The following is a 24663-nucleotide window of genomic DNA, read 5'->3' as shown; positions in this document are numbered from 1 at the left end:
TATGAAAGTACTTGTAATTGGTGCAGGTGGTAGAGAACATGTTTTAGCACATAAGTTAAGTCAATCACCTCTCGTTAATGAAATACATGCTATTCCAGGTAATGATGCAATGTCAGACGTAGCAATAATCCATACGGAAATAGCTGAAACTGATCATGAAAAAATAGTAGCATTTGCGCGACAACATGAAATAGCGTGGACAATTATTGGGCCAGAACAACCACTTACAGAAGGTTTAACAGATAAATTACAAGCAGCAGATGTTAAAGTATTTGGCCCAAATCAAGCTGCTGCGCAAATAGAAGGTTCAAAACTATTTGCAAAGCAATTAATGGAAAAATATAAAATACCAACGGCAGAATACAAAGAAATTACTAATAAACAGAGTGCCTTACAATATATTGCATCTTGTGAATATCCTGTTGTATTAAAGAAAGATGGGTTGGCTGCTGGTAAAGGTGTTATTATTGCAAATAATTATGAAGAAGCACAAGCCGGTGTAGAAACTTTATATCATGAGGAAGATGGTGTTGTTGTATTTGAACAATTCCTTGAAGGCGAAGAATTTTCACTTATGACTATGGTTAATGGTGACTATGCAGTACCATTTGATTGTATTGCGCAAGATCATAAACGCGCATATGATAATGATAAAGGACCAAATACAGGTGGAATGGGCGCTTATTGCCCAGTACCTCATATTGATGAATCAATCTTGAAACGTACTAATGACGAAATTGCTCAGCCAATTGCCCAAGCTATGGTCAAAGAAGGGTACTCATTCTTTGGTGTACTTTATATAGGAGCAATTATTACAACAGACGGTCCAAAAGTAATAGAATTTAATGCTCGTTTTGGTGACCCTGAAGCACAAGTGCTACTCACACGTATGGAGAGTGACTTGATGCAACATATAATTGATTTAGAAGCAAAAGCACCTATCAATTTCGAATGGAAAGATAATGCGGTTGTAGGAGTTATGTTAGCTTCAAAAGGTTATCCAGGACAATATGAAAAAGGACATCAAGTAACAGGTTTTAATTTAAATGGCGATTACTTTATCAGTGGTTTGAAGAAAGAAAATGATATGTATGTTACTTCGGGCGGTCGTGTCATATTAGCATTAGGCGAAGGTGAAGATATTGCTGAAGCTAAATTTAATGCATATAAAGCGGTCGATAAAGTAGAGAGCGATGGGCTTTTCTATCGTAAAGATATTAGTAATAAAGCGATAAAATAGTTGAAAATTTATCATAAAGTTAAAAAGCGATTGGACAAAGTGGTTTAAGTTTTGTCCAATCGCTTTTCTTTTTGGATAATATGTCTACTTAAAAAGTTGGTTAATCTTTTTAATAAATATTTGTTACACGTATATCTTCAATACCGGTAATAGGAATATATTGAGCTAATAAATAAGCACTCAATAAAATGATACCTATTATTAAAATTAATAGAAAATCTTTATACGAGAAAGGTGCATAATAATAATACGTTCTTGGACCATCTTTAAATCCATTTTTTTCCATTGCTACAGAAAGCTGATGTGCTTTACGAATGTTTTGGCTTAATAAAGGTATTAATAAATGTTTTAATTTTTTTAAACCACGATAATTTTGTGCGTTAATTAACTGATAACGCATTTTTAATGATTTTCTAAGTTGTATTAGTGAAATGAACATCAATGGAACCATACGAATTGCTGCCATAAATGCATAAGCCACTTTAGGTTTTACTTTTAAGTGTTGCATTAAACTGTAAAAAACTAAAACAATCTGAGAAGTGAAAGCAATTAAAATTCCGAAAAATGAAATGGTAGTTGTACGCATGGCTAAATGTAAGCCACGATATAAACTCTCTGAAGTAATATGGACAAAACCAAATTGGAATAGTGTGTGCGTACCATCGCCATAAAAAATCATAAACAACGCAGATATGACACTGAATACCATCGTTAAAATAACAAAAGTTAAGGTGATTTTTAATTGCAAACCATTAAAAGCTAATAAAAATAAAAGCATTAAACATGTAATGTAGAGCATGAAATCAAATTGATGAACAAGTATAACAAAGAAAAATAAAATAACAGCGATTGCTAACTTAGTAATTATATTTACATCATCTACAAATGTATAATGTTTCTTCCAAAGATCAAACATAATCATCACCAACCATTTCTTCTATGACGTGATGTGATAAATGGAGTCTTCGAGTTGGGTAACGAGATATGATTTCTGAGTCATGTGTCACCATAATAATAGTCTGACCACTAGCTACACGTTGTTGAAATAATTTTATTAAATTAAATGTATTATGGCTATCGAGACCAAATGTAGGTTCATCAAGTAATATGAATTCAGATGATGAACTTAGTGCAATTGCAACACTTAAGCGTCTCTTTTGACCTATTGAAAGTTCATAAGGATGTTGAGATTTTACGGATAGCAAATTAAGTGTACCCAACATTGATTCAGTCTGAGCAGCAGCTTCTTGTTTAGAATTAAATTTATTTTTATATTGAATATGAACTTCATCATAAACGGAAGAAGTTATGAATTGTAACTCCGGATTTTGATAAACTAAATACATATATTTAGCAGCTACTTTAATTTTATTGAAAGAACGATTATTCACTAACATACGTCCTTCATATTTAATTAATTGCATCATTGATTCGAGTAGTGATGTTTTTCCAGAGCCATTTGCGCCTGTAATTGTAATCCATTCTCCAGTCCCTACACTTAATTGAGGTATATTAATAAGATTACGTTTACCACGTTTTATGGTTACGTTATCAAATTCAAGGTTTAACTTTGAGCTACTGCTATTGAAATGCATAGTTGATGGAGCATATTGCCATGCATTAGGGTGCCAAACGCCATATTCTGTTAACAAATCTTCATGTTCATTCAAAATTTCATCGGGCGTATTGTCAGCGATAATGTCACCCTCATAATTTAATAAGATGACACGATCCATATGTTGCCATATATGATTCACTTTATGTTCGACAATGATTACTGTTTTATCTTGCCAAAGAGCTTTAATTTTTCCCCATAATTCTGCAGTCGATTCAACATCCAACATTGCAGTAGGTTCATCTAAAAACAAGGTTTTCGACTGTTGTAATATCGTTTCGGCAATTGCTAATTTTTGTTTCATACCGCCACTTAGCTGATTAATGTATTGGTTTTTATCAACTTTTAAATCTACGGCTTTTAATGCATTATCTATACGTTTATCCATTTCGTGACGAGGGATTTGTTGGTTTTCTAAAACAAATGCTAATTCTTCGTCAACTTTAGGCATACAAAATTGACTATCTGGATCTTGAAATATAACACTACTGGAATCATCGATAATTAATTCGTCATATTTAATAGGTAAATCAATAAGATTTGGTACAATGCCACTTAATACATTTAATAAAGTGCTTTTGCCAGAACCTGATGGTCCTAGTAATAATACTTTTTCGTTTTCTTTGATTTGGAGTGTTAAATGATCAAATATCTTTTTCTTACCGTTTGGATATTTTAATCGTAAATTTTTTGTAGCTATCAACGTGATTGCTCCTTATAAATTATCATAGTCACTTTTTGTGGCAGGTCTGAACAATTTGGTTACTCCCGTTTGATCCAATGCTTTTACTATATAGTAGGAAATTAGGCCGGCAACGACGACGCCGCTTATAAGTCTGAATCCGATATATAACGATAGATTCCAACCTACAACTTCACCTAAATAACCATAAGCAAAGTCTAAAGGCAATGTTGAAATAGAGGCTAAGAGACCAGCGAGCATTGCTACCATTGCTGAACGAGATTTATATCTGAAAATAGCAAATATAATTTCACATGCTAAACCTTGTAATAAGGCATAGACCATAGTTGCAATATCAAAACGACCCATGACAATAGTTTCTCCGGCACCAGCAGCAAATTCGGCTAATATTGCAATGCCAGCTTTAGGAATAATAAGGTATGCGACGATAGCAGCCATGAACCAAGCGCCATATGTTAATTCTTCAAAATGTAACCCTGTAACTTGTAACGCTTTATACACAAAATTCCAAATGTTGTAAATAATTGCAAAAACAACAGCAATTAGCACAGTCACTAGAATTTCTGAAAGCTTTAATCCTTTTGACATAAAAAATCCTCCTAATATAAAAACGCACAACCTTCTAGAAAGTTGCGCGTTAAAATATAGGCATACAAATACCTGAAAAATAGGTGATTAGTACACTTTCCTACGCTAGTTTCATCTAGATCAGGTTCAAAGGGTTTGAGGGTATACCTCATCTCAGTCACAAAACACCCCTAGTGCGAATGATTAATTTAAATTTAACTATAATGTATGACTTTTAAGGCATAATGTCAAGGCTGCCTATTAAATTTAATATATAACATATGTACTTTACTTCTATATAAGTTAATAATTATTTCGCTTTAATCAAATTAAAAATTGCTCATATAAAAAGGTAGTGAGCTATTTTATTTATATCAACCATCCATCTTAATCGTATTAAATCCCAATACATATGGTATTTACGTCTGAAGATATTGTCTTCACACATATAATACATATCTAATGCAATGGCGTTGAAAAATTACAATAAAGGTGAGGCTGGGACATTTATTATGACCCAGCCTCACTTGTCGGATTTACTTTTATATTTTAAAGCATGTGAAACCTATATTATTGAAAAATTTAGTCTAATGAATCTTGAACATTCTTTTTAGTTTCTTCTGTACTATCTTCAGCAGTTTCTTTCTTATCTTTTAATTTATCTTCTGCTTCTTTTGCTTGTTCTGCGGCTTTTTTGTTTAATTCTTCTTTACTCATAGATTAAACACTCCTTTTAAAGTATATGACTTCTATAAAGTATATATACCACAACTTAAAAAAATCAAACAAAACTAGTGATTTAGATTTTAGTCTTAGTTATAATCAATTTATTGTTTAATTGAATGATATAAGTGGAAAGTTGACTATACATCGATTTATATCATACTATGGACGTATTTATTAAATTGTTAAAGACAAGAACTAATTGTTAATATATAATAACTTTTGAGGTGAATGGTATGTCTTTTTTGAAGAAACACGCTGAGATATTATATAGTTATATTATAGGCATCGTTTCGCTTTTCACAGGTCTCATCATTTTAATCAATTTACCTTTAATTGATAAATTAAATAACAAGGGTAAAATTGACTTACATATTCATAATGTATGGGATTTTATAAACGCATTTTTTGGTGAAATAATTAGAGTGATAAGCAATTATATAGGTAATTTCCCAGTATTTAGTGCCATTATAATCATTTTATTTGGTATTGGTGTTGTTTTGCTTGGTTTTACTCTATTTAGAACAACAAGATACGACTATGATATTTCAATATTCTTTTTAGTTATTGGTATATTATTCTTTATTATCACGTTAATATTAATGACTCAAGTTTATAGCTTTTTTGCTATTATTTTCGTAATACCATTTGCAATTCACATTGGTTACATCGTTTATAAGGACGAGTTAAATACGGAGCATAGAAAATACCATTATCTTTGGATTATTTTCAGTTATGGTTTTAGTTATTTAATTACGCAAATTGTGCTATACGGAAGAATTGATAGTGATAAAATTATACCGATTGATATTTTAAGTGTGAACACATTTTTCATAATTATGTGGTTATTAGGTCAAATGTCAATTTGGAACTTCTTATTCTTAAGAAGATCTCTTCCATTAACTAAGCAAGAACTTGGTGAAGAAGAACCAGAATTATCAAGAACAAGTAAAGGCACAGTAACGAATCAAACGAAAGAAACTTGGAAAAACTTACAAGATAAAACAACAGAATTTACTAGAAAAACACGTAGAAGTGTAGATATTCAAAAAGTAAGAGATAAAAAGGATAAATTCATTACAAAGTGGAAAGATAAAATAGATATTCAAGAGGATGATATTCCTAATTGGATGAAAATACCAAAATGGGTAAAATCAGCATATGTAGAATTGTTTTGTGGCGCAGTGCTATTATTTTTCACTTTAATTGAATTTAACAATAGAAATTCATTGTTCGTTTCTGGCAATTGGGAGATTTCTCAAACGCAATATGTAATTGAGTGGATAACATTGCTAATCTTAATGTTTATTATCATTATTTATATATTAACGACATTAACGAATTTCTTAAAAGATAGATTTTACTATTTACAATTATTTATGGTCAGTCTATTATTCTTCAAATTACTTACTGAATTCGTGAATATTATGGTACATGGCTTATTACTTTCAATTTTCATAACACCAATATTACTAATTATGTTAATTGCTATTGTAGTAGCCTTTGTAATGAAATTGCGTGAACCAAGTAAATATTAACGTACTAACAATATTGAAGTGGATAAAGAGTAGGATTAGATCTTAATGAATAAATAAGGTTATATCGACTGACACCGTTAAAGTTGACTATCGAAGAATAAAGTTTATGATAAGTGCACTTTTTCATTTTAGTCAGGTTTTACCAATAATATTTTTAAAGGCTGAGACATATATTTGTTGTCTCGGCCTTTAATTTTTACTAACAATAATGTAGTGATTTAAAGATAATTGATGTTACGATAGGGTTGAGATGATAGAATAAGTAAGCGAAGAAAAATTATAAATATAAAAAGCAGAAAGGCTGACATAATTTTATGAAAACTGCCACATTAAATAGAGGTAAAGAAACAAAGTATTTAAATGAATATCCACTTATAGATGAAGATGATATTTACTCACATGATCATTTAAAAGAAGGAGATTTATTTTATTTAGTCAATAACCAGGAACAATATATTGCTACTGCATATGTCGGTAAGCAACATAAAGGAATTGGCTGGGTTTTAAGTTACGATAAAAATGAAGTGATTAACACGCAATTTTTTGAGAGATTATTTGAAACAGCAAAATCTGAAAGAACGTATTTTTATAATGTCGACGGAACAAACGCTTTTAGAGTTTTTAATGGTGAAGGTGATGGTGTTGGAGGTCTGACAATAGACAACTACGATGGTCATTTCTTAATTCAATGGTATTCAAAAGGGATTTATAAATTCCGTTATAATATACTATCAGCCTTAAAAGCTATATTTCCTTATACTTCAATATACGAGAAAATGCGTTTCAAAGATGCAGAAATTAAAGGTGGTTTTGTTGATGGTGACGCACCAGATTTCCCGATAGTAATTGAAGAAAACTATACTTTCTACAATGTGCACTTAGATGATGGACCAATGACTGGTATCTTTCTAGATCAGAAAGAAGTACGTAAAAAATTAAAAGATCAATACGCGGAAGATAAAGAAGTGTTAAATGTTTTTAGTTATACAGGTGCATTTTCAGTAGTTGCAGCAGAAAAGGCTGAAATGACAACAAGCGTAGATTTAGCAAACCGTTCTCGTCCTTTAACAGAAGAGAATTTTGGGTTAAATAGTATTGACCCTAAATCGCAATATATTTATGTAATGGATACATTTGATTTTTATAATTATGCACGTCGTCATGATTTATTTTATGACACGATTGTTATAGATCCGCCAAGTTTTTCTAGAAATAAGAAAAAAACGTTTTCTGTACAAAAAGATTACGATAAATTAATTTTAGGTGCTCTAGATATACTTGGACCTGATGGTACACTACTATTGTGTACAAATAATAGCGCATTTTCATTAAAAGCATTTAAAAATGTAGTAAATTCAACATTAGAAGCGGAAAATGTAGATTACGAAATTGTTGATGTAATGGGCTTGCCTAAAGACTTTAAAACACATCCTCATTACAAACCTTCTAAATATCTAAAAGCTATTTTTGTAAAAATAAAGTAAAACTATGAAAAAAGGGTATTATTTTTAATGTGAATGAATTTACTTAAGGAGTGAACGAGATGAGCTTTAAAAATAAAATAACGAATAAATTAACAAATAAAGTAGGTAATAAAGTACTGAAAATTGAAGATATTAAACAAAAAAGTAATATACCTACAACAAATATTGAGATTGAGGAACGTCGTGAAAGAGCACAAGCACTTGTTAGAAAAAAATCGGTTTTATCTTCAAGTGTAAGTATTGTGCCGATTCCAGGTTTAGACTTCGGTGTAGATATTAAGCTTATGAGAGATATTATTGAAGATGTTAACAAGATATATGGTCTTGACCATAAACAGGTTAATAATATGGGAGACGATATGAAAGAACGTGTCTTTGCAGCGGCTGCAATCCAAGGAAGCCAATTTATAGGTAAAAAAGTATCCAATGCAATATTGAAAGTGGTTGTTCGAGATGTAGCTAAACGAGTAGCGGCAAAACAAACTAAATGGTTTCCGATTCTTGGTCAAGCAATCTCTGCTTCAATAAGTTATTACTTCATGAAGAAAATAGGGGAAGAACATATACAAAAATGTGAAAAAGTTGTAAAAACACTAGTTTAAAACTATAGCGTTTTCACAAAATGGTTAAAATTCGTTGAATATTGTCATATCATGGGTGCAACGAATTGAATTTATATGTATAATTTGGTAATGTTATTATATAAAACTATGCTAGGTTTTATAATAAACTAACGATTCTAACTATACGAAGGAGATATCATATTATGGAACAAAAATCATATGTAATTATTGACGAAACAGGTATCCACGCTCGTCCAGCGACAATGCTTGTTCAAACTGCTTCAAAATTCGACTCAGATATTCAATTAGAATATAACGGTAAAAAAGTTAACTTGAAATCAATCATGGGTGTTATGAGTTTAGGTGTAGGTAAAGATGCTGAAATCACTATCTACGCTGATGGTAGCGATGAAACTGACGCAATTGAAGCGATAACAGATATCTTATCTAAAGAAGGATTAACTAAATAATTATGTCTAATTATATTAATGGCATAGCTGCATCTGATGGTGTAGCTATTGCTAAAGCATATTTATTAGTTGAACCTGACCTTTCATTTGATAGTGAAAAGGTAACAGATGTCGACGCTGAAATTGCAAAGTTTAACCATGCTATCGAAACATCTAAAGTTGAATTAACTAAGATTAGAAATAATGCAGAAGAGAATTTAGGTGCCGATAAGGCAGCGATTTTTGATGCACATTTATTAGTTTTAGATGATCCTGAATTAATTCAACCGATTGAAGAAAAAATTAAAAACGAACAAGTTAACGCACCAACTGCATTATCTGATGTAACTGGACAATTTATCACAATATTCGAATCAATGGATAATGAATACATGAAAGAGCGTGCTGCTGATATTAGAGACGTTTCAAAACGTGTGTTAGCACACATCTTAGGTGTAGAATTACCAAATCCTAGTATGATTGATGAAAGCGTTGTTATAATCGGAAATGATTTAACACCTTCAGATACTGCTCAGTTAAACAAAGAATTTGTACAAGGGTTTGTTACAAATATTGGTGGTAGAACATCACATTCTGCAATTATGAGTCGTTCATTAGAAATTGCTGCAGTCGTGGGCACTAAGTCAATTACTAAAGAAGTGAAACAAGGCGATATGATTATCGTTGATGGTTTAACTGGTGAAGTTATTATTGACCCAACTGAAGATGAAGTTATAGCGTATCAAAATAAACGTGAGCGTTTCTTTGAAGATAAGCAAGCGTTACAACAATTACGTGATGAACCATCAACAACAGCTGATGGGACGCATGTAGAGCTTGCTGCTAATATAGGTACACCAGATGACTTAAAAGGTGTTATCGAAAATGGCGCAGAAGGTATTGGATTATACCGTACTGAGTTCTTATATATGGGTAGAGATGAAATGCCAACTGAAGATGAACAATTTGAGGCTTATAAAAAAGTATTGGAAACAATGGAAGATAAGCGTGTTGTTGTACGTACTTTAGATATTGGTGGCGACAAAGAGTTACCGTATTTAAACTTACCTGAAGAAATGAATCCGTTCTTAGGATATCGTGCAATTCGTTTATGCTTAGATCAACCAGATATTTTCAGACCGCAATTAAGAGCATTATTACGTGCATCTACTTACGGTAAATTAAATATCATGTTCCCAATGGTTGCCACAATCAAAGAGTTCCGCGATGCAAAAGCACTATTATTAGAAGAAAAAGAAAATTTAATAAACGAAGGCATTGAAGTATCTGATGATATTGAATTAGGTATTATGGTAGAGATACCATCAACTGCTGCTCTAGCAGATGTATTTGCTAAAGAAGTTGATTTCTTTAGTATTGGCACAAATGACTTGATTCAATATACAATGGCTGCCGATCGTATGTCTGAGCGTGTTTCTTACTTGTATCAACCATACAATCCTTCAATTTTACGTTTAGTGAAACAAGTGATTGAAGCTTCACATAATGAAGGTAAATGGACTGGTATGTGCGGAGAAATGGCTGGAGACGAAACTGCTATTCCATTGTTACTAGGTCTAGGTTTAGATGAGTTTTCAATGAGTGCAACATCTATATTGAAGGCACGTCGACAAATCAAAGGTTTAAGTCAAAATGAAATGGAAGAACTAGCGAATAGAGCAATTAATTGTGCGACTTCAGAAGAAGTACAAGAATTGGTCGAACAATACGCGAAATAAAATTTTTGAATAATTTTGTAAGCGAATGCATATAAGTATTGAATTACTTTAGGTTTCGCTACATTTAAAAACTGTTCACAGAGTTAAATAACTTTGTGAACAGTTTTTTTGATTATTCAAGTCTTTTAATGCACAATTATTGTAAAATGCAACTTTCTGAGTTAGGTTTGATATATAAGTTAATGGGATGGAGAAGGGTAACTAATTTAAATTCAAACTTTGATTGATTTTATCCATATCAATTTGATACATTGGTTCGCCATCTATTAAGATAAATGGTGTAGCAAATGCATCATAATCCATCATTTCGTTTCTGAATTTTGAATTGCTAATATTTTTTTCAGTATAGTCAATTGCTTTATCTGATAAGTAATTTTTGATAAATGTACAAGGTGGGCAATCGTTTTGAGTGTAAATAATAATTTCAGTCATAGTACTTTGTCCTTTCTTCATTATAATTTACTTAAATATAAAAAACTTTAATAAATATTTCAAGTTTAAAAAATATATGTTATTGGTCATTAATTTGTCACTTTATTTTGAGCGCAATTTATTTTAAAAAAATGTAAAGCAGTTTATAATGAATGGACGTTGTGATTTTTGTCACAAATAAATAAAAAAGGTGATATTATGGATTCAGTTGAATTAGCACGCTTTCTAACTGCGATGACACTCGCAGTTCATATAATTTTTGCAACAATCGGAGTAGGTGTACCGGTCATGTTTGCTGTTGCTGAATTTTTAGGGATTAAGAAAAATGATCCATCATATACGGCTATGGCTAAAAGATGGTCCAAAGGATATACCATTACAGTGGCAGTCGGTGTTGTAACCGGTACTATAATTGGTTTACAATTGTCGCTACTTTGGCCAACCTTTATGCAAATGGGTGGTCATGTTATAGCTTTACCGTTATTTATGGAAACTTTTGCTTTCTTCTTTGAAGCAATTTTCTTGAGTATTTATTTATATACATGGGATCGTTTTAAAGGGAAATGGACACATTTTCTTATAAGTATTCCAGTTATATTAGGTGGCTCATTTTCCGCATTCTTTATCACAGCAGTTAACTCATTTATGAATACACCTGCTGGATTTGAAATGAAAAATGGAAAAATGGTAAATGTAGAGCCACTAGCAGCAATGTTTAATGATTCATTTTTAATACGTTCATTTCACGTTGTAGCCACTGCGTTAATGACAATGGCATTTGTATTAGCTGCTATTGCAGCATTTAAATTGTTAAAAAATAAATTTAAAAAAGATACTGAGTATCATAAAAAAGCACTTAAATTAACTATGATTTTAGGTGTAATATTTACCTTGGGATCAATGTTAGCTGGGGACTTGTCAGCAAAATTCTTACATCAAGAGCAACCAGAAAAACTAGCAGCATATGAATGGCATTTTGATACAGAATCAAATGCAGATTTAGTATTATTTGGTTCATTAGATGAAAAAACGCAAGAAGTTTCAGGTGCGCTTAAAATTCCTGGCATTTTAAGTTTCTTAGCAGATAATAATACAGATACAGAAGTAAAAGGTTTAAATGATTTCCCTAAGGAATTACATCCGCCTATGATTGTACATTATTATTTTGACTTAATGGTTTCTATGGGTGTATTTTGCCTTATAGTATCGGGTGCCTACGTGTTGACACTTGTGTTTAAAAAATTACGGAAATACACACATTCTAAACCGATGTTGTATGGTGCTTTATTGACCGGACCAGCGGCAATGTTGGCAATTGAGTTTGGTTGGTTCTTAACAGAACAAGGCCGTCAACCATGGATAGTTCGTGGCTATCTAAAAGTAGCTGATGCTGCAACACAAGCAGGTGGCCTGACACTTGTAACGATATTATTTGGGTTACTTTATATCGTGCTTATGGTTACTTCTGCTTATGTACTGATTCGTATGTTTAGGCATAAACCAGCTTATAAAGACGTTGAAGCATTAGCTTCAGAAAGAGGTGAAGCAGAATGATATTTGCTTACATTGGTATTTCAGTGCTTTGGATTTTCTTATTCTGTTACATCATTATCGCCTCAATTGATTTTGGTGCAGGCTTTTTTACACTACATGCAAAAATTACGAAGCAAGATAAGAAAATTAATCATTTAATCGCTCGTTATCTTAATCCAGTATGGGAAGTAACAAATGTGTTCTTTGTATTTTTCTTCGTAGGAATGGTTGGGTTCTTCCCTGATACAGCGAAGTATTTTGGTACAGTGTTACTATTGCCAGCGTCAATTGCGTTAATTTTGCTTTCGATTAGAGGTGGCTTTTATGCGTTTGAAAACTATGGCCCAGATACTAAGTTACCATGGTTAGCGATGTATGGCATTGCTGGATTATTGATTCCGGCTGCGCTAGCTACAACGTTAACAATATCTGAAGGTGGATATATTACTGGAACAGAGAATCATTTAGATTTAAACTGGTTAGAACTATTGCTTAGTCCATATTCATGGTCCGTAGTATTTTTAGCGATTATTTCAGTACTTTATATCTCGTCAGGTTTTCTTACATTTTACGCTTCTAAAGCAAAAGATAAGCCAGCATACAATTTATTGAGATATTGGTTCTTAATTTGGGGAGCTCCTATGATTGCTGTATCATTATTTGTATTCTTGTCATTGCGTTTACAAAATGAAGGACACTTCTTAAATGCAGTAACAAATTATTGGTGGATGTTCCTATTAAGCTTTATATGTTTTGTTGGTGCAATGGTATTAACACTTATGAAAAAAGGACATGGTTATGCTTTTGCATTAGTAATTTTACAAATGGGCTTTGCGTTCTTTGGATATGGTGCCAGTAAATTGCCTTATATATTATATCCTTACATTCGAATAGATGAAGGTGTTGTAAATAGTAGCATGGCAATAGCCTTAATTATTGTGTTTATTTTAGGTTTACTTTTACTCATTCCATCGTTAATATTATTATTAAGATTATTTGTCTTCGATAAAAAATATGTAGAAGGCAAAAAATAACTTAATATTTTCAAATGTGGTTATATTACTTGAAAGCAATACTTCTCAAAGTAAAGTTTTCAAGTAATATGCCACAATTTTTAAATTGGAGGACGCATATGGATAAAGAATATGTGGTAATCGGCCTAGGCCGATTCGGTGGCAGTATAGTAAGAGAATTAAATGCATTAGACATGGATGTTATGGCAATAGATATGAATGAAGCTCGAGTAAATGAATACAGTGATATTGCAACACACGCTGTTGTTGCAGATACAACGGATGAAGCTGTAATGAAAAGTTTAGGTATCAGAAACTTTGATCATGTTATTGTTGCAATTGGAGAGAATATTCAATCTAGTACCTTAACGACTTTAATTTTAAAAGAATTAGGTGTGAAGAAGGTAACAGCAAAAGCACAAAACGATTATCATGCCAAAATTTTAAATAAAATTGGTGCTGATACTGTTGTACACCCAGAACGAGATATGGGTAGAAGAATTGCGCATAATGTTGCTAGTGCAAGTGTGTTAGATTATTTAGAGCTGGCAGATGAACATTCCATCGTTGAAATCAAAGCAAGTGAGAAAATGGCAGGTCAAACAATTATACAATTGGATATTCGTGCACAATTTGGCATTAGTATTATTGCTATTAAACGTGGTAGAGAAATCTTAGTATCGCCAGATCCTAACTTAAGTATAGAAATAGGCGATATTTTAATAATGATAGGACACGATAACGATTTAAATCGTTTCGAGAAAAAAGTAGTGAGGTAACCATTACTAAACTACTAAAGTTAGTAATTTATGAATAGTTATAATAATTATATATTTCATAACAGTTAATAATAGAAAATGCGCTTAAAAGCAGCTACTTATAGGATGGCTACTTTTAAGCGCATTTTTTTAAAGTTACTTAAGAAGTGGTTGTTTGAAATTCACTAAAAAAGATGAAGCTGGGACCTCATTTAAAGTCTCAGCTTCATCTTTTTATTAGAATTTACTAAACGAATTGTTATTAATTACTTTTAATTTTTCTTAGGTTTGCTATCGTAAATCAACATTTTGTGCGATGTATTATTATTCTTTGTTTGATGATGTATCTGTTGAATCTGTCGATTGCTTCTTATTAATATTTTGTTTTGGTTTTTTATTATTAACCTTTTTATTATTCTTATCTGTTGGTTTTTTAGTTTTAGCAGGTGCCTTCGTGTTGTTTTTCTTAGGTTTAGGCTGATTATTATTAGGTTTTTTAGAAAATGATTGATTATCATCTTCATTAACTTTCATAATAACAGGTAATATCATTGGTTTACGTGCAGTTTTCTCAAATAGATAAGGTTGCAACGTTTCGATAATAGATGATTTAATTTGATGCCATTGAATCTCTGGATTTTGATTTAATTTAGCAATTACATCTGTTTTGATTCTACGTTGAGCATCATAAATCAGTTGTCCTGATTCTCTCATATATACGAAACCTCTTGAAATAAGGTCTGGACCTGATAACAGTGTGTTTGTATTAAAGTCTATACTTACTACAACGATTACTAAGCCTTCTTCAGACAATAGTTTTCTATCCCGAATAACTACATTACCAATATCTCCAATGCCACTACCATCGACAAGTACGTTTCCTGAAGGAATTCTACCAGCTTTACGCGCTGTATCTCGTGTTAAAGCTAACACATCACCTATATCAAATATAAAGACATTATCGGGTTCAACACCACATTCAATTCCGGATTGACCGTGCGCTTTCAGCATGCGGTATTCACCATGAATTGGTAGGAAGAACTTAGGACGTAATAAACGTAACATCAACTGTTGGTCGCCTTTTGAACCATGTCCTGAAGTATGAATGTTTGATACTTTATTATGAATAACTTCTGCACCAGCACGGTATAGTGAGTTGATTGTACGGTTGATACTCTTTGTATTACCTGGGATAGGTGATGAACTAAAGACAACTGTATCTTCAGGAATTATTTTAATTTGTTTGTGTGTACCATTAGCGATTCTTGAAAGTGCAGCCATTGGCTCACCTTGTGAACCGGTACATAAAATCAAGAGTTCATGTTTCGGAACTGTATTGATTTTATTGGGTTCAACAAATGTTTCTGGTGGCGCTTTGATATAACCTAATTCCATACCAATTTTGATATTGTTTTCCATCGAACGACCAAAAGTTACAATCTTACGATTATACTTGATTGCAGCTTCTACCGCTTGTTGTACACGGTAAATATTAGAAGCAAATGTAGCAAATATTATTCTACCATTACAATTTCTGAATATTTTTTCGACGTTTTGACCAACTTCGCGTTCACTTAATGTGAAGTCAGGTACTAGTGAGTTAGTTGAATCAGAGAGTAAGCACAGAACGCCTTCTTCACCAAGTCTAGCCATTTTAGCTATATTAGCAGGTTCGCCAACCGGAGTTAAATCAAATTTAAAATCTCCTGTGTGGACAATATTACCTTCAGGTGTATTTACAATGACACCATATGATTCTGGAATACTGTGTGTAGTTAAATAGAATGAAACTTCAAAGTGTTTTGATTTAATTACACTACTTTCTTCAATTTCAATAAGTTCCGTAGTTCTTAACAAGTGATGTTCTTCTAATTTATTTCTAATTAAGCCTAAAGCTAATGGCCCACCATAAATAGGGACATTAATTTTCTTTAATAGGTAGGGCACACCACCTATATGGTCTTCGTGTCCATGAGTAATAAAAAGCCCAACGATTTTATCTTGATTCTGCTCTAGGTAAGTAATATCAGGAATAACGTAATCGATACCTAATAAATTGTCGTCAGGAAATTTAATCCCAGCATCGATAATAACGATTTCATCTTGATACTCAACGGCGTAAGTATTTTTACCAATTTCACCTAAGCCACCAAGTGCATAAACCGCAACTTCATTTTTATGAATTTGTTTCATTATTCAGCTTGCTCCACATTGAAATGATCTGATTGTTTTTCATACTCTAAATGTGCGCCCTCTAATTTAGTTATAAATTCAATATTAAAATTACGGTTTTTTAGATATCTTCTAACTTGTTCTTCTGTTTGTCCTTCAACATAAATCGTTTGTGTGTTTTCACGTACGATTACTTCTTCACTGTTATGTTGATAAAATACTTTAAATACTGCCATTTTATTATTTTCCTCCTAAAAATCATCTATTGATTTTCTTTTTATTTTATTGTAAAACCCTAGTGTTATAAGTGGAATGAAAACGATGAAGATTATAAAATATCATCATTATTTTCAAAACGTGATGTTTACGCTACCATTATATAAATAGAACATACTAGTTATCCCAGTATGCTGCTAGGGCGATTTTCTTAATTTCGTTCGATTAGAAAAACACAAATATAATTATTTGTATGTTTTCAGTTATCTCTCATTTTACATGATGTAGTAGAATAAATAAAGCAGTTTTATCTTGTTGCATGCCATTAATACGAACAATTATGCTTATATTTTATAAAGAATGTAAAATTAACTTCTTGTTTTTTCAGAAAATTTGTAAAAAAATAAGTTTAAGCTTGAGTAAGAAATGAAAGTTATTATAAGATAATAGGGAGAAGGAAAAATTATTGTCATTGCAAAATCAGTAGATTATCGTAGTGAACGTGATGTTGAGGGTGATAGAAATGGATCAAGTGAAGAGAATTGTGGAAGATGTAAAAGTTGAAAAAAAACGAACTGATAAAATATTTCAAGATGTAACTTTTGAGGTGCGTGCTGAACAAGTAATCATGTTTTTTAATTATAATGAAATTATTGATAATGTAAATGGAAATCAAATTTATGTAAAACATAATCATGATCCAGAATTTATAGACATTCAAGAGTTAAATTTATTGAAATCGGAATTAAATGAATTAGAAATTCCTTATCATGAACGTAGAGATGACTTTATGTAAAAATACCGTTAGCAACTTGAAATTATCAAATTGCTAACGGTATTTTTTAAACCTGAATAAGCTAGACTTCTACTGCATCATCGTGTGGTTGAAGTGGATTGTTTTGATCAATGTGATCATAGAACATAACGCCATTGATATGGTCAATTTCATGTTGAACCACAATTGCTGGGTAGCCTTTCAGACGTAATTTAACTTCTTTACCATCAATATCAGTAGCTTTTACTGTAATTCTATTCTTACGATGGACAAGTCCAGGAATATTTTCATCTACGCTTAAGCACCCCTCGCCAGTAGGTAAATAAGCTTCTTGAATACTATGACTTACTACTTTTGGATTAACTAACATAAGGTCATAGCTTTTACCACTACCATCATCTGGTAAATATACAGCTATCATTTTTTTAGAAACATTGATTTGAGGAGCCGCTAGTCCCACGCCTGAACGCAATCCGTATTTATTAGCAGTTTCCTCATCTTGACTATTAATTAAAAATTCTCGCATTGATTTCAATATATTGCGATTTTCCTCAGAAATCGGTAACGGCACATCTTGTGCTTTTTGTCGAAGTGTTGGATGTCCATCACGGATAATATCTTTCATTGTTAACATTTGTTCATACACCTTCCTTAATATAAAATATACCAAAACTTAATAGGAAAAATACAGTAATAGATTTGATTTATCATAAAATATTATATAATATATCATACAAATAAAGGAGGATTTCTCAAAATGAAATTAAAATATGGCATCGGTGCAGTAATTGCTTCTACAATGTTAGTCGCAGGTTGTACAACAGATAAAGGTGAAATTAAAGACTACAATGAAAAAGTACAAAAAGCATTTGATGAAGAGAAACCTGTTTCATCAGTGGGTAAAAAATTAAATAGCCTCGAGCAAGAAAAACAAAAATTAGTAAAAGAAATAAACGGAAAAGACCAGCAAGAAGTTAAAGAAACTTCAAAAAAAGTTGTAGATAACGTAGAGGAAAGGGAAAAAGAGTTTAAAAAAGAAGAAAAAGCTCTTAATGACTCTGAAAAAGAATTTAAAAAAGCACAAGAACATGTCGACAATATAAGTGATAAACAAAAGAAAAAAGAAGTTGAAGAATTGAATAATGCACTTAAAGATAAGTACAAAGCGCACGACAATTATTCTAAAGCTTATAAAAATATTTTGGCTAAAGAAAAAGATATGTTCAAGTACACATCAGGTAATCAAGTGGATCAATCTGAAATTGATAAAAAGTCAGAAGCAGTATCAAAATCATATAAAGATATGAATAAAACATTTAAAGAATATTCAAATGCAATGAACAAAGTTAATCAAGAAAAAGAAGATGTTGATAGTCTTGCTTAAAAATTGAATGCAATATATTTGAAATTTGCGTTAATTGATTATAGCATAAACATTGGGTGCGCTTACATTTAATGGAAGGTTTTAGAATCAGCCACAGAAATTTTAGTGATACAGTGTTATAATTTTCATTAGTACAGATTGAAAAACTGTATCCATTTTGAGTATTACAGAACTTTTTCAAATTGTTTAACAGTGTAACAGTTTTGTGGTACAATGTGATAGGATAAAATGAATTTCTACTATACGGGAAAGGTTTGGTGAATTGAATGGCTCAGAAATTAAAAGCCCAATTCGATGCAGAGAAGGTATTGAATGATACTGAATCTAAATTTGAAATGATTCAAATTTTGAATGAAGATGGCAATGTTGTTAATGAAGATTTATTACCAGAATTGTCAGACGAGCAATTAGTTGAATTAATGGAAAGAATGGTATGGACACGTATTCTTGACCAACGTTCTATTTCATTAAATAGACAAGGGAGACTAGGTTTCTATGCTCCAACAGCAGGACAAGAAGCTTCACAATTAGCTTCACAATATGCTTTAGAGCAAGAAGACTTTATTTTACCAGGTTATCGTGATGTACCGCAATTAATCTGGCAAGGTTTACCTTTAACGGAAGCTTTCTTATTCTCAAGAGGTCACTTTAAAGGAAATAGAATGCCTGAAGGAGTTAATGCTCTAAGTCCACAAATTATTATCGGTGCTCAGTATGTTCAAACAGCTGGTGTTGCATTAGGTATTAAAAAACGTGGTAAACAAGCGGTAGCAATCACTTACACTGGTGATGGTGGTTCGTCACAAGGTGATTTCTATGAAGGTATTAACTTTGCTTCTGCTTATAAAGCACCTGCAATTTTTGTTATTCAAAATAACAACTATGCGATTTCTACACCACGTAGTAAACAAACAGCAGCTACAACTTTAGCTCAAAAAGCAATCTCAGTTGGTATTCCTGGTATCCAAGTTGATGGTATGGATGCATTAGCAGTATATCAAGCAACTAAAGAAGCGCGTGATCGTGCTGTAAATGGTGAAGGTCCAACTTTAATTGAAACAATCACATACCGTTACGGTCCACATACAATGGCTGGTGACGATCCAACTAAATACAGAACATCTGATGAAGATTCTGAATGGGAGAAAAAGGATCCATTAGTACGCTTCAGAAAATTCCTTGAAAATAAAGGCTTATGGACTGAAGAAAAAGAAAACGAAGTTATTGAACGTGCTAAATCTGAAATCAAAGCTGCTATTAAAGAAGCAGACAACACTGAAAAACAAACAGTTGTTGACTTGATGGAAAATATGTACGATGAAATGCCTCAAAATTTAGCTGAGCAATATGAAATTTATAAAGAGAAGGAGTCGAAGTAACCGATGGCACAAATGACAATGGTTCAAGCGATTAATAATGCGCTTAAAACCGAATTACAAAATGATGAAAATGTCTTACTTTTCGGTGAAGACGTCGGTGTTAACGGTGGTGTTTTCCGTGTAACTGAAGGTTTACAAAAAGAATTCGGTGAAGATCGTGTATTCGATACACCTTTAGCGGAATCTGGTATTGGTGGTTTAGCTCTAGGTTTAACTACACAAGGATACCGTCCAGTTATGGAAATACAATTCTTAGGATTTGTATTTGAAGTATTCGACTCTGTAGCAGGACAAATTGCGCGTACGCGTTTCCGTTCTGGTAACTCTAAACAAGCTCCAGTTACAATTCGTGCACCATTTGGTGGCGGTGTGCATACACCAGAATTACACGCTGATAACTTAGAAGGTATTTTAGCTCAATCACCTGGTTTACACGTGGTAATCCCTTCAAATCCATACGACGCTAAAGGATTATTAATTTCTGCAATTAGAAGTAATGACCCAGTTGTATATTTAGAGCACATGAAATTATATCGTTCTTTCCGTGACGAAGTACCTGAAGAAGAGTACACAATTGAAATCGGAAAAGCTAGCGTAAAACAAGAAGGTAATGACATCACACTTATTGCATACGGTGCAATGGTACAAGAGTCATTAAAAGCAGCAGAAGAATTAGAAAAAGAAGGTTACTCAGTAGAAGTAATTGATTTACGTACTGTTCAACCAATTGATATTGAAACACTTGTCGCTTCAGTTGAAAAAACTGGTCGTGCGGTAGTAGTTCAAGAAGCTCAACGTCAAGCTGGTGTTGGTGCAACAGTTGCATCTGAATTAGCTGAGCGTTCAATTCTTTCATTAGAAGCTCCTATTGCAAGAGTTGCAGCGGCTGACACTGTCTATCCGTTTACACAAGCTGAAAATGTTTGGTTACCAAACAAAAACGATATCATTGAAAAAGCGAAAGAAACATTAGAATTTTAATATACTCATTGAATGGAGTAGCGTATACGATACTCCATTCAAGTTTATATATACAACAAAGAAGGTATGAGTAGTATATCTCAACCTGTTTTCTAATTTTTGACTTAATATGAATTTTTAGGAGGATAATAACGTGGCATTTGAATTTAAATTACCCGACATTGGTGAAGGTATCCACGAAGGTGAAATTGTAAAATGGTTTGTTAAAGCTGGAGATACAATTGAAGAAGATGATGTATTAGCTGAAGTACAAAATGATAAATCAGTTGTAGAAATTCCATCTCCTGTTTCAGGTACTATTGAAGAAGTTTTAGTAGACGAAGGTACTGTAGCAGTTGTTGGTGATACAATTGTTAAAATCGATGCACCAGATGCAGAAGATATGCAATTTAAAGGTAGCGAAAGTGACGAAGCTGCTAGTGAAGAAACAGAGGCGCCAGCAGAAGAAAGTACACCAGAAGCACCTGCACAATCTTCAAATAATGAAGAAGTAGATGAAAGCAAACGCGTTAAAGCGATGCCTTCAGTTCGTAAATATGCACGTGAAAAAGGCGTTAATATTAAAGCTGTTTCAGGTTCAGGTAAAAACGGACGTACTACTAAAGAAGACGTTGACGCTTACTTAAATGGTGGTCAATCAACTGCTTCAAACGAAAGTGCAGCAGCTAGCGAAGAAACAACTAGCACAAGCGCTTCACAACCAGCAGCAGTTTCGACTGAAGGGGAATACCCAGAAACTACTGAAAAAATACCTGCAATGCGTAAAGCAATTGCTAAAGCAATGGTTAACTCAAAACACACTGCACCACACGTAACATTAATGGATGAAATTGATGTTCAAGAATTATGGGATCACCGTAAAAAATTCAAAGAAGTTGCAGCTGAGCAAGGTACTAAATTAACTTTCTTACCTTACGTTGTAAAAGCACTTGTTTCTGCACTTAAAAAATATCCAGCACTTAACACAGAATTCAATGAAGAAGCTGGCGAAATCGTGCATAAACATTACTGGAATATTGGTATCGCAGCTGATACAGATAGAGGTTTATTAGTACCAGTAGTTAAAAATGCTGATCGCAAATCTATGTTTGCAATTTCAGATGAAATTAACGAACTTGCTGTTAAAGCTCGTGACGGTAAATTATCAGCTGATGAAATGAAAGGTGCTACTTGTACAATCAGTAACATCGGTTCAGCTGGTGGACAATGGTTCACACCAGTTATCAATAACCCAGAAGTTGCAATCTTAGGTATCGGACGCATTGCACAAAAACCTATCGTTAAAGATGGTGAAATTGTTGCAGCTCCAGTATTATCATTATCATTAAGCTTTGACCACAGACAAATTGATGGTGCTACTGGACAAAATGCTATGAATCATATTAAACGTTTATTAAATAATCCAGAATTATTATTAATGGAGGGGTAAAACATGGTAGTTGGAGATTTCCCAATTGAAACAGACACTATTGTAATCGGAGCAGGACCTGGCGGATATGTTGCGGCAATTCGTGCAGCACAATTAGGTCAAAAAGTAACAATCGTAGAAAAAGGCGAACTTGGTGGTGTATGTCTAAACGTAGGATGTATTCCTTCGAAAGCGTTATTGCATGCTTCGCATCGTTATGACGAAACTAAGAACTCTGAAAATTTAGGTGTAATCGCTGAAAGTGTTTCACTAAAATTTGATAAAGTTCAAGAATTCAAACAATCAGTTGTTAAGAAATTAACTGGTGGTGTTGAAGGATTATTAAAAGGTAATAAAGTTGAAATCGTAAAAGGTGAAGCTTACTTTGTTGATAACAATAGCCTACGTGTTATGGATGAGAAAAGTGCTCAAACTTATAACTTCAAAAACGCGATTATTGCAACTGGTTCTAGACCAATTGAAATCCCTAACTTCAAATTTGGTAACCGCGTAATCGATTCTACTGGCGCTCTAAATTTACAAGAAGTTCCTGGTAAATTAGTTGTCGTTGGTGGTGGTTATATTGGTTCAGAATTAGGAACTGCTTTTGCTAACTTTGGTTCAGAAGTTACTATCTTAGAAGGTGCAAAAGACATCTTAGGCGGTTTCGAAAAACAAATGACGCAACCTGTTAAAAAAGGTATGAAAGAAAAAGGCGTTGAAATTGTAACTGAAGCAATGGCTAAATCTGCTGAAGAAACTGAAAATGGTGTTAAAATAACTTATGAAGTAAAAGGCGAAGAACAAACAATCGATGCTGATTACGTATTAGTTACTGTAGGACGTCGTCCTAACACTGACGAATTAGGCTTAGAAGAGTTAGGCCTTAAATTTGCAGATCGTGGATTATTAGAAGTAGATAAACAAAGCCGTACTTCAGCTGAAAACATTTTTGCAATTGGTGATATCGTTCCTGGTTTACCACTTGCACATAAAGCTAGCTATGAAGCTAAAGTTGCTGCTGAAGTAATCGCTGGTGAAGCATCTGAAGTAGACTACATTGGTATGCCTGCTGTATGCTTCACTGAACCAGAACTTGCTACTGTAGGTTACACTGAAGCTCAAGCTAAAGAAGAAGGTTTAGCAGTTACAGCTTCTAAATTCCCTTATGCAGCTAATGGTCGTGCTTTATCATTAGATGATACAACTGGATTTGTTAAATTGTTAACACTTAAAGAAGACAATACATTAGTAGGTGCTCAAGTAGTTGGTACTGGCGCTTCAGATATTATTTCTGAATTAGGTTTAGCAATTGAATCAGGTATGAATGCTGAAGACTTATCTTTAACTATTCATGCTCACCCAACATTAGGTGAAATGTCTATGGAAGCTGCTGAAAAAGCATTAGGATTACCTATCCATACAATGTAATTTCTTTAGAATTTCATACTAGAGTTAAAAAAAGAATGTGACATAACAAGTATTTGTTATCACACTCTGGTAAAAATGTTTGTGATTGAGCATAGCTTAAATTAAGTTATGCTCATCGTAATCATTTATTGCCAATATGACAATTGAGTCCGGGACATAAATAGATGTCTCGGATTTTTTCTGTATATACCATTTAGATGATACAAAATATTTGTTTAAAATATAATGAAGATAAGTCAGTTGAATTGGAGGTAAAGAACAATGGAATATCAATATCCAATAGATTTAGATTGGACAAATGATGAGATGATGCAAGTCGTGTCATTTTTCAATGCTGTTGAAGCTTATTATGAATCTAAAGTTGAAGGGCAACGCGTACTAGATCGTTATAAGCAATTTAAAGAAATTGTACCTGGCAAAGCTGAAGAGAAACAGATCTTTAAAGAATTTGAAAATAGTAGTGGTTATAACAGTTATCAAGTAGTTAAAGCGGTACAAACTTCACCAGAACAAAGATATTTTTCAGCAAAATAAAAATAACTATTGTCATAATAGCTATA

The 24663-nt window shown here is 32.7% G+C and carries 24 protein-coding genes and 1 riboswitch; of the genes, 16 read left to right on the top strand and 8 right to left on the bottom strand.

Translation table 11 applies throughout. From position 1 onward, the window contains the following. Position 1 precedes the first annotated feature (1 nt). Complete coding sequence (purD, locus tag ACW5YJ_RS10825; protein ID WP_017724126.1) at positions 2-1240, top strand: phosphoribosylamine--glycine ligase; 1239 nt, start codon at positions 2-4, stop codon at positions 1238-1240. 109 nt (positions 1241-1349) lie between these two features. On the opposite strand, the gene ACW5YJ_RS10820 is transcribed toward purD, so the two are convergent. The 4 genes from ACW5YJ_RS10820 to graF all read right to left on the bottom strand — a co-directional run bounded on the left by ACW5YJ_RS10820 (position 1350) and on the right by graF (position 4842). Continuing rightward, positions 1350-2156 carry an energy-coupling factor transporter transmembrane component T family protein gene (locus ACW5YJ_RS10820; protein ID WP_017724127.1) on the bottom strand — a complete coding sequence of 269 codons (807 nt, stop codon included), beginning with the start codon at positions 2154-2156 and terminating at the stop codon, positions 1350-1352. After that, positions 2149-3558 (bottom strand): ABC transporter ATP-binding protein, encoded by a 1410-nt coding sequence (locus ACW5YJ_RS10815; protein WP_457338162.1) that lies wholly within the window; start codon positions 3556-3558, stop codon positions 2149-2151. Before ACW5YJ_RS10815 ends, ACW5YJ_RS10820 begins: the two co-directional genes overlap by 8 nt. A 12-nt stretch (positions 3559-3570) precedes the next feature. Next, positions 3571-4146, bottom strand: a complete 576-nt coding sequence (locus tag ACW5YJ_RS10810) for an ECF transporter S component (protein WP_107551740.1) — start codon at positions 4144-4146, stop codon at positions 3571-3573. 80 nt (positions 4147-4226) lie between these two features. After that, positions 4227-4328, bottom strand: a riboswitch (TPP riboswitch). 379 nt (positions 4329-4707) lie between these two features. Beyond that, positions 4708-4842, bottom strand: a complete 135-nt coding sequence (gene graF, locus ACW5YJ_RS10805; RefSeq protein WP_017724130.1) for a glycopeptide resistance-associated protein GraF — start codon at positions 4840-4842, stop codon at positions 4708-4710. Between the two features lie 242 nt (positions 4843-5084). Here graF and auxA point away from each other — a divergent pair, with 242 nt between their 5' ends. From auxA to ptsP, 5 genes are all read left to right on the top strand, one after another. Next, positions 5085-6386 (top strand): lipoteichoic acid stability factor AuxA, encoded by a 1302-nt coding sequence (auxA, locus tag ACW5YJ_RS10800; protein ID WP_457338161.1) that lies wholly within the window; start codon positions 5085-5087, stop codon positions 6384-6386. Positions 6387-6700: 314 nt separating this feature from the next. Next, the gene (locus tag ACW5YJ_RS10795; protein ID WP_107552065.1) at positions 6701-7870 is read left to right on the top strand and encodes a class I SAM-dependent rRNA methyltransferase; all 1170 of its coding nucleotides are present in this window, start codon (positions 6701-6703) and stop codon (positions 7868-7870) included. 59 nt (positions 7871-7929) lie between these two features. After that, complete coding sequence (locus tag ACW5YJ_RS10790; protein ID WP_017724133.1) at positions 7930-8472, top strand: hypothetical protein; 543 nt, start codon at positions 7930-7932, stop codon at positions 8470-8472. Between the two features lie 164 nt (positions 8473-8636). Next, positions 8637-8903, top strand: coding sequence for a phosphocarrier protein HPr (locus ACW5YJ_RS10785; protein WP_017724134.1), 267 nt, complete (start codon positions 8637-8639; stop codon positions 8901-8903). A 2-nt stretch (positions 8904-8905) separates the two neighbouring features. Then, the gene (ptsP, locus tag ACW5YJ_RS10780; protein WP_017724135.1) at positions 8906-10621 is read left to right on the top strand and encodes a phosphoenolpyruvate--protein phosphotransferase; all 1716 of its coding nucleotides are present in this window, start codon (positions 8906-8908) and stop codon (positions 10619-10621) included. Between the two features lie 201 nt (positions 10622-10822). On the opposite strand, the gene ACW5YJ_RS10775 is transcribed toward ptsP, so the two are convergent. Next, on the bottom strand, positions 10823-11053 hold the full coding sequence (locus ACW5YJ_RS10775; RefSeq protein WP_017724136.1) for a glutaredoxin family protein: 231 nt from the start codon (positions 11051-11053) through the stop codon (positions 10823-10825). 198 nt (positions 11054-11251) lie between these two features. On the opposite strand from ACW5YJ_RS10775, the gene ACW5YJ_RS10770 reads away from it, so the two are divergent. The 3 genes from ACW5YJ_RS10770 (at position 11252) to ACW5YJ_RS10760 (ending at position 14378) form a co-directional block, all read left to right on the top strand. Then, complete coding sequence (locus tag ACW5YJ_RS10770; protein ID WP_107552071.1) at positions 11252-12607, top strand: cytochrome ubiquinol oxidase subunit I; 1356 nt, start codon at positions 11252-11254, stop codon at positions 12605-12607. After that, positions 12604-13620: a cytochrome d ubiquinol oxidase subunit II gene (locus ACW5YJ_RS10765; RefSeq protein ID WP_017724138.1), complete on the top strand. Its 1017-nt coding sequence runs from the start codon at positions 12604-12606 to the stop codon at positions 13618-13620. Before ACW5YJ_RS10770 ends, ACW5YJ_RS10765 begins: the two co-directional genes overlap by 4 nt. 98 nt (positions 13621-13718) lie before the next feature. Further along, on the top strand, positions 13719-14378 hold the full coding sequence (locus tag ACW5YJ_RS10760; protein WP_017724139.1) for a potassium channel family protein: 660 nt from the start codon (positions 13719-13721) through the stop codon (positions 14376-14378). A gap of 303 nt (positions 14379-14681) precedes the next feature. On the opposite strand, the gene rnjA is transcribed toward ACW5YJ_RS10760, so the two are convergent. Continuing rightward, the gene (gene rnjA / locus ACW5YJ_RS10755) at positions 14682-16550 is read right to left on the bottom strand and encodes a ribonuclease J1 (protein WP_017724140.1); all 1869 of its coding nucleotides are present in this window, start codon (positions 16548-16550) and stop codon (positions 14682-14684) included. Continuing rightward, on the bottom strand, positions 16550-16765 hold the full coding sequence (locus tag ACW5YJ_RS10750) for a DNA-dependent RNA polymerase subunit epsilon (RefSeq protein ID WP_017724141.1): 216 nt from the start codon (positions 16763-16765) through the stop codon (positions 16550-16552). Before ACW5YJ_RS10750 ends, rnjA begins: the two co-directional genes overlap by 1 nt. 503 nt (positions 16766-17268) lie before the next feature. Between ACW5YJ_RS10750 and ACW5YJ_RS10745 the strand changes: the two genes are divergently transcribed. After that, positions 17269-17541 carry a hypothetical protein gene (locus ACW5YJ_RS10745; protein WP_017724142.1) on the top strand — a complete coding sequence of 91 codons (273 nt, stop codon included), beginning with the start codon at positions 17269-17271 and terminating at the stop codon, positions 17539-17541. 61 nt (positions 17542-17602) lie between these two features. On the opposite strand, the gene def is transcribed toward ACW5YJ_RS10745, so the two are convergent. Beyond that, entirely contained in the window at positions 17603-18154 is a 552-nt protein-coding gene (gene def, locus ACW5YJ_RS10740; protein WP_017724143.1) for a peptide deformylase, read from the bottom strand. Between the two features lie 123 nt (positions 18155-18277). On the opposite strand from def, the gene ACW5YJ_RS10735 reads away from it, so the two are divergent. The 6 genes from ACW5YJ_RS10735 to ACW5YJ_RS10710 all read left to right on the top strand — a co-directional run bounded on the left by ACW5YJ_RS10735 (position 18278) and on the right by ACW5YJ_RS10710 (position 24637). Further along, on the top strand, positions 18278-18904 hold the full coding sequence (locus ACW5YJ_RS10735) for a YkyA family protein (protein WP_457338160.1): 627 nt from the start codon (positions 18278-18280) through the stop codon (positions 18902-18904). Positions 18905-19170: 266 nt separating this feature from the next. Further along, positions 19171-20283, top strand: a complete 1113-nt coding sequence (gene pdhA, locus ACW5YJ_RS10730; protein ID WP_017724145.1) for a pyruvate dehydrogenase (acetyl-transferring) E1 component subunit alpha — start codon at positions 19171-19173, stop codon at positions 20281-20283. Positions 20284-20286: 3 nt separating this feature from the next. Then, positions 20287-21264: an alpha-ketoacid dehydrogenase subunit beta gene (locus ACW5YJ_RS10725; protein WP_017724146.1), complete on the top strand. Its 978-nt coding sequence runs from the start codon at positions 20287-20289 to the stop codon at positions 21262-21264. A gap of 133 nt (positions 21265-21397) precedes the next feature. After that, positions 21398-22693 carry a dihydrolipoamide acetyltransferase family protein gene (locus ACW5YJ_RS10720; protein ID WP_017724147.1) on the top strand — a complete coding sequence of 432 codons (1296 nt, stop codon included), beginning with the start codon at positions 21398-21400 and terminating at the stop codon, positions 22691-22693. A 3-nt stretch (positions 22694-22696) separates the two neighbouring features. Continuing rightward, positions 22697-24103: a dihydrolipoyl dehydrogenase gene (lpdA, locus tag ACW5YJ_RS10715; protein ID WP_017724148.1), complete on the top strand. Its 1407-nt coding sequence runs from the start codon at positions 22697-22699 to the stop codon at positions 24101-24103. 261 nt (positions 24104-24364) lie between these two features. Next, complete coding sequence (locus tag ACW5YJ_RS10710) at positions 24365-24637, top strand: UPF0223 family protein (protein WP_017724149.1); 273 nt, start codon at positions 24365-24367, stop codon at positions 24635-24637. Positions 24638-24663 lie beyond the last annotated feature (26 nt).

The organism is Staphylococcus sp. mip270_02 (genome assembly GCF_054031535.1).
This window is presented reverse-complemented; position numbering and strand designations above follow the sequence as displayed.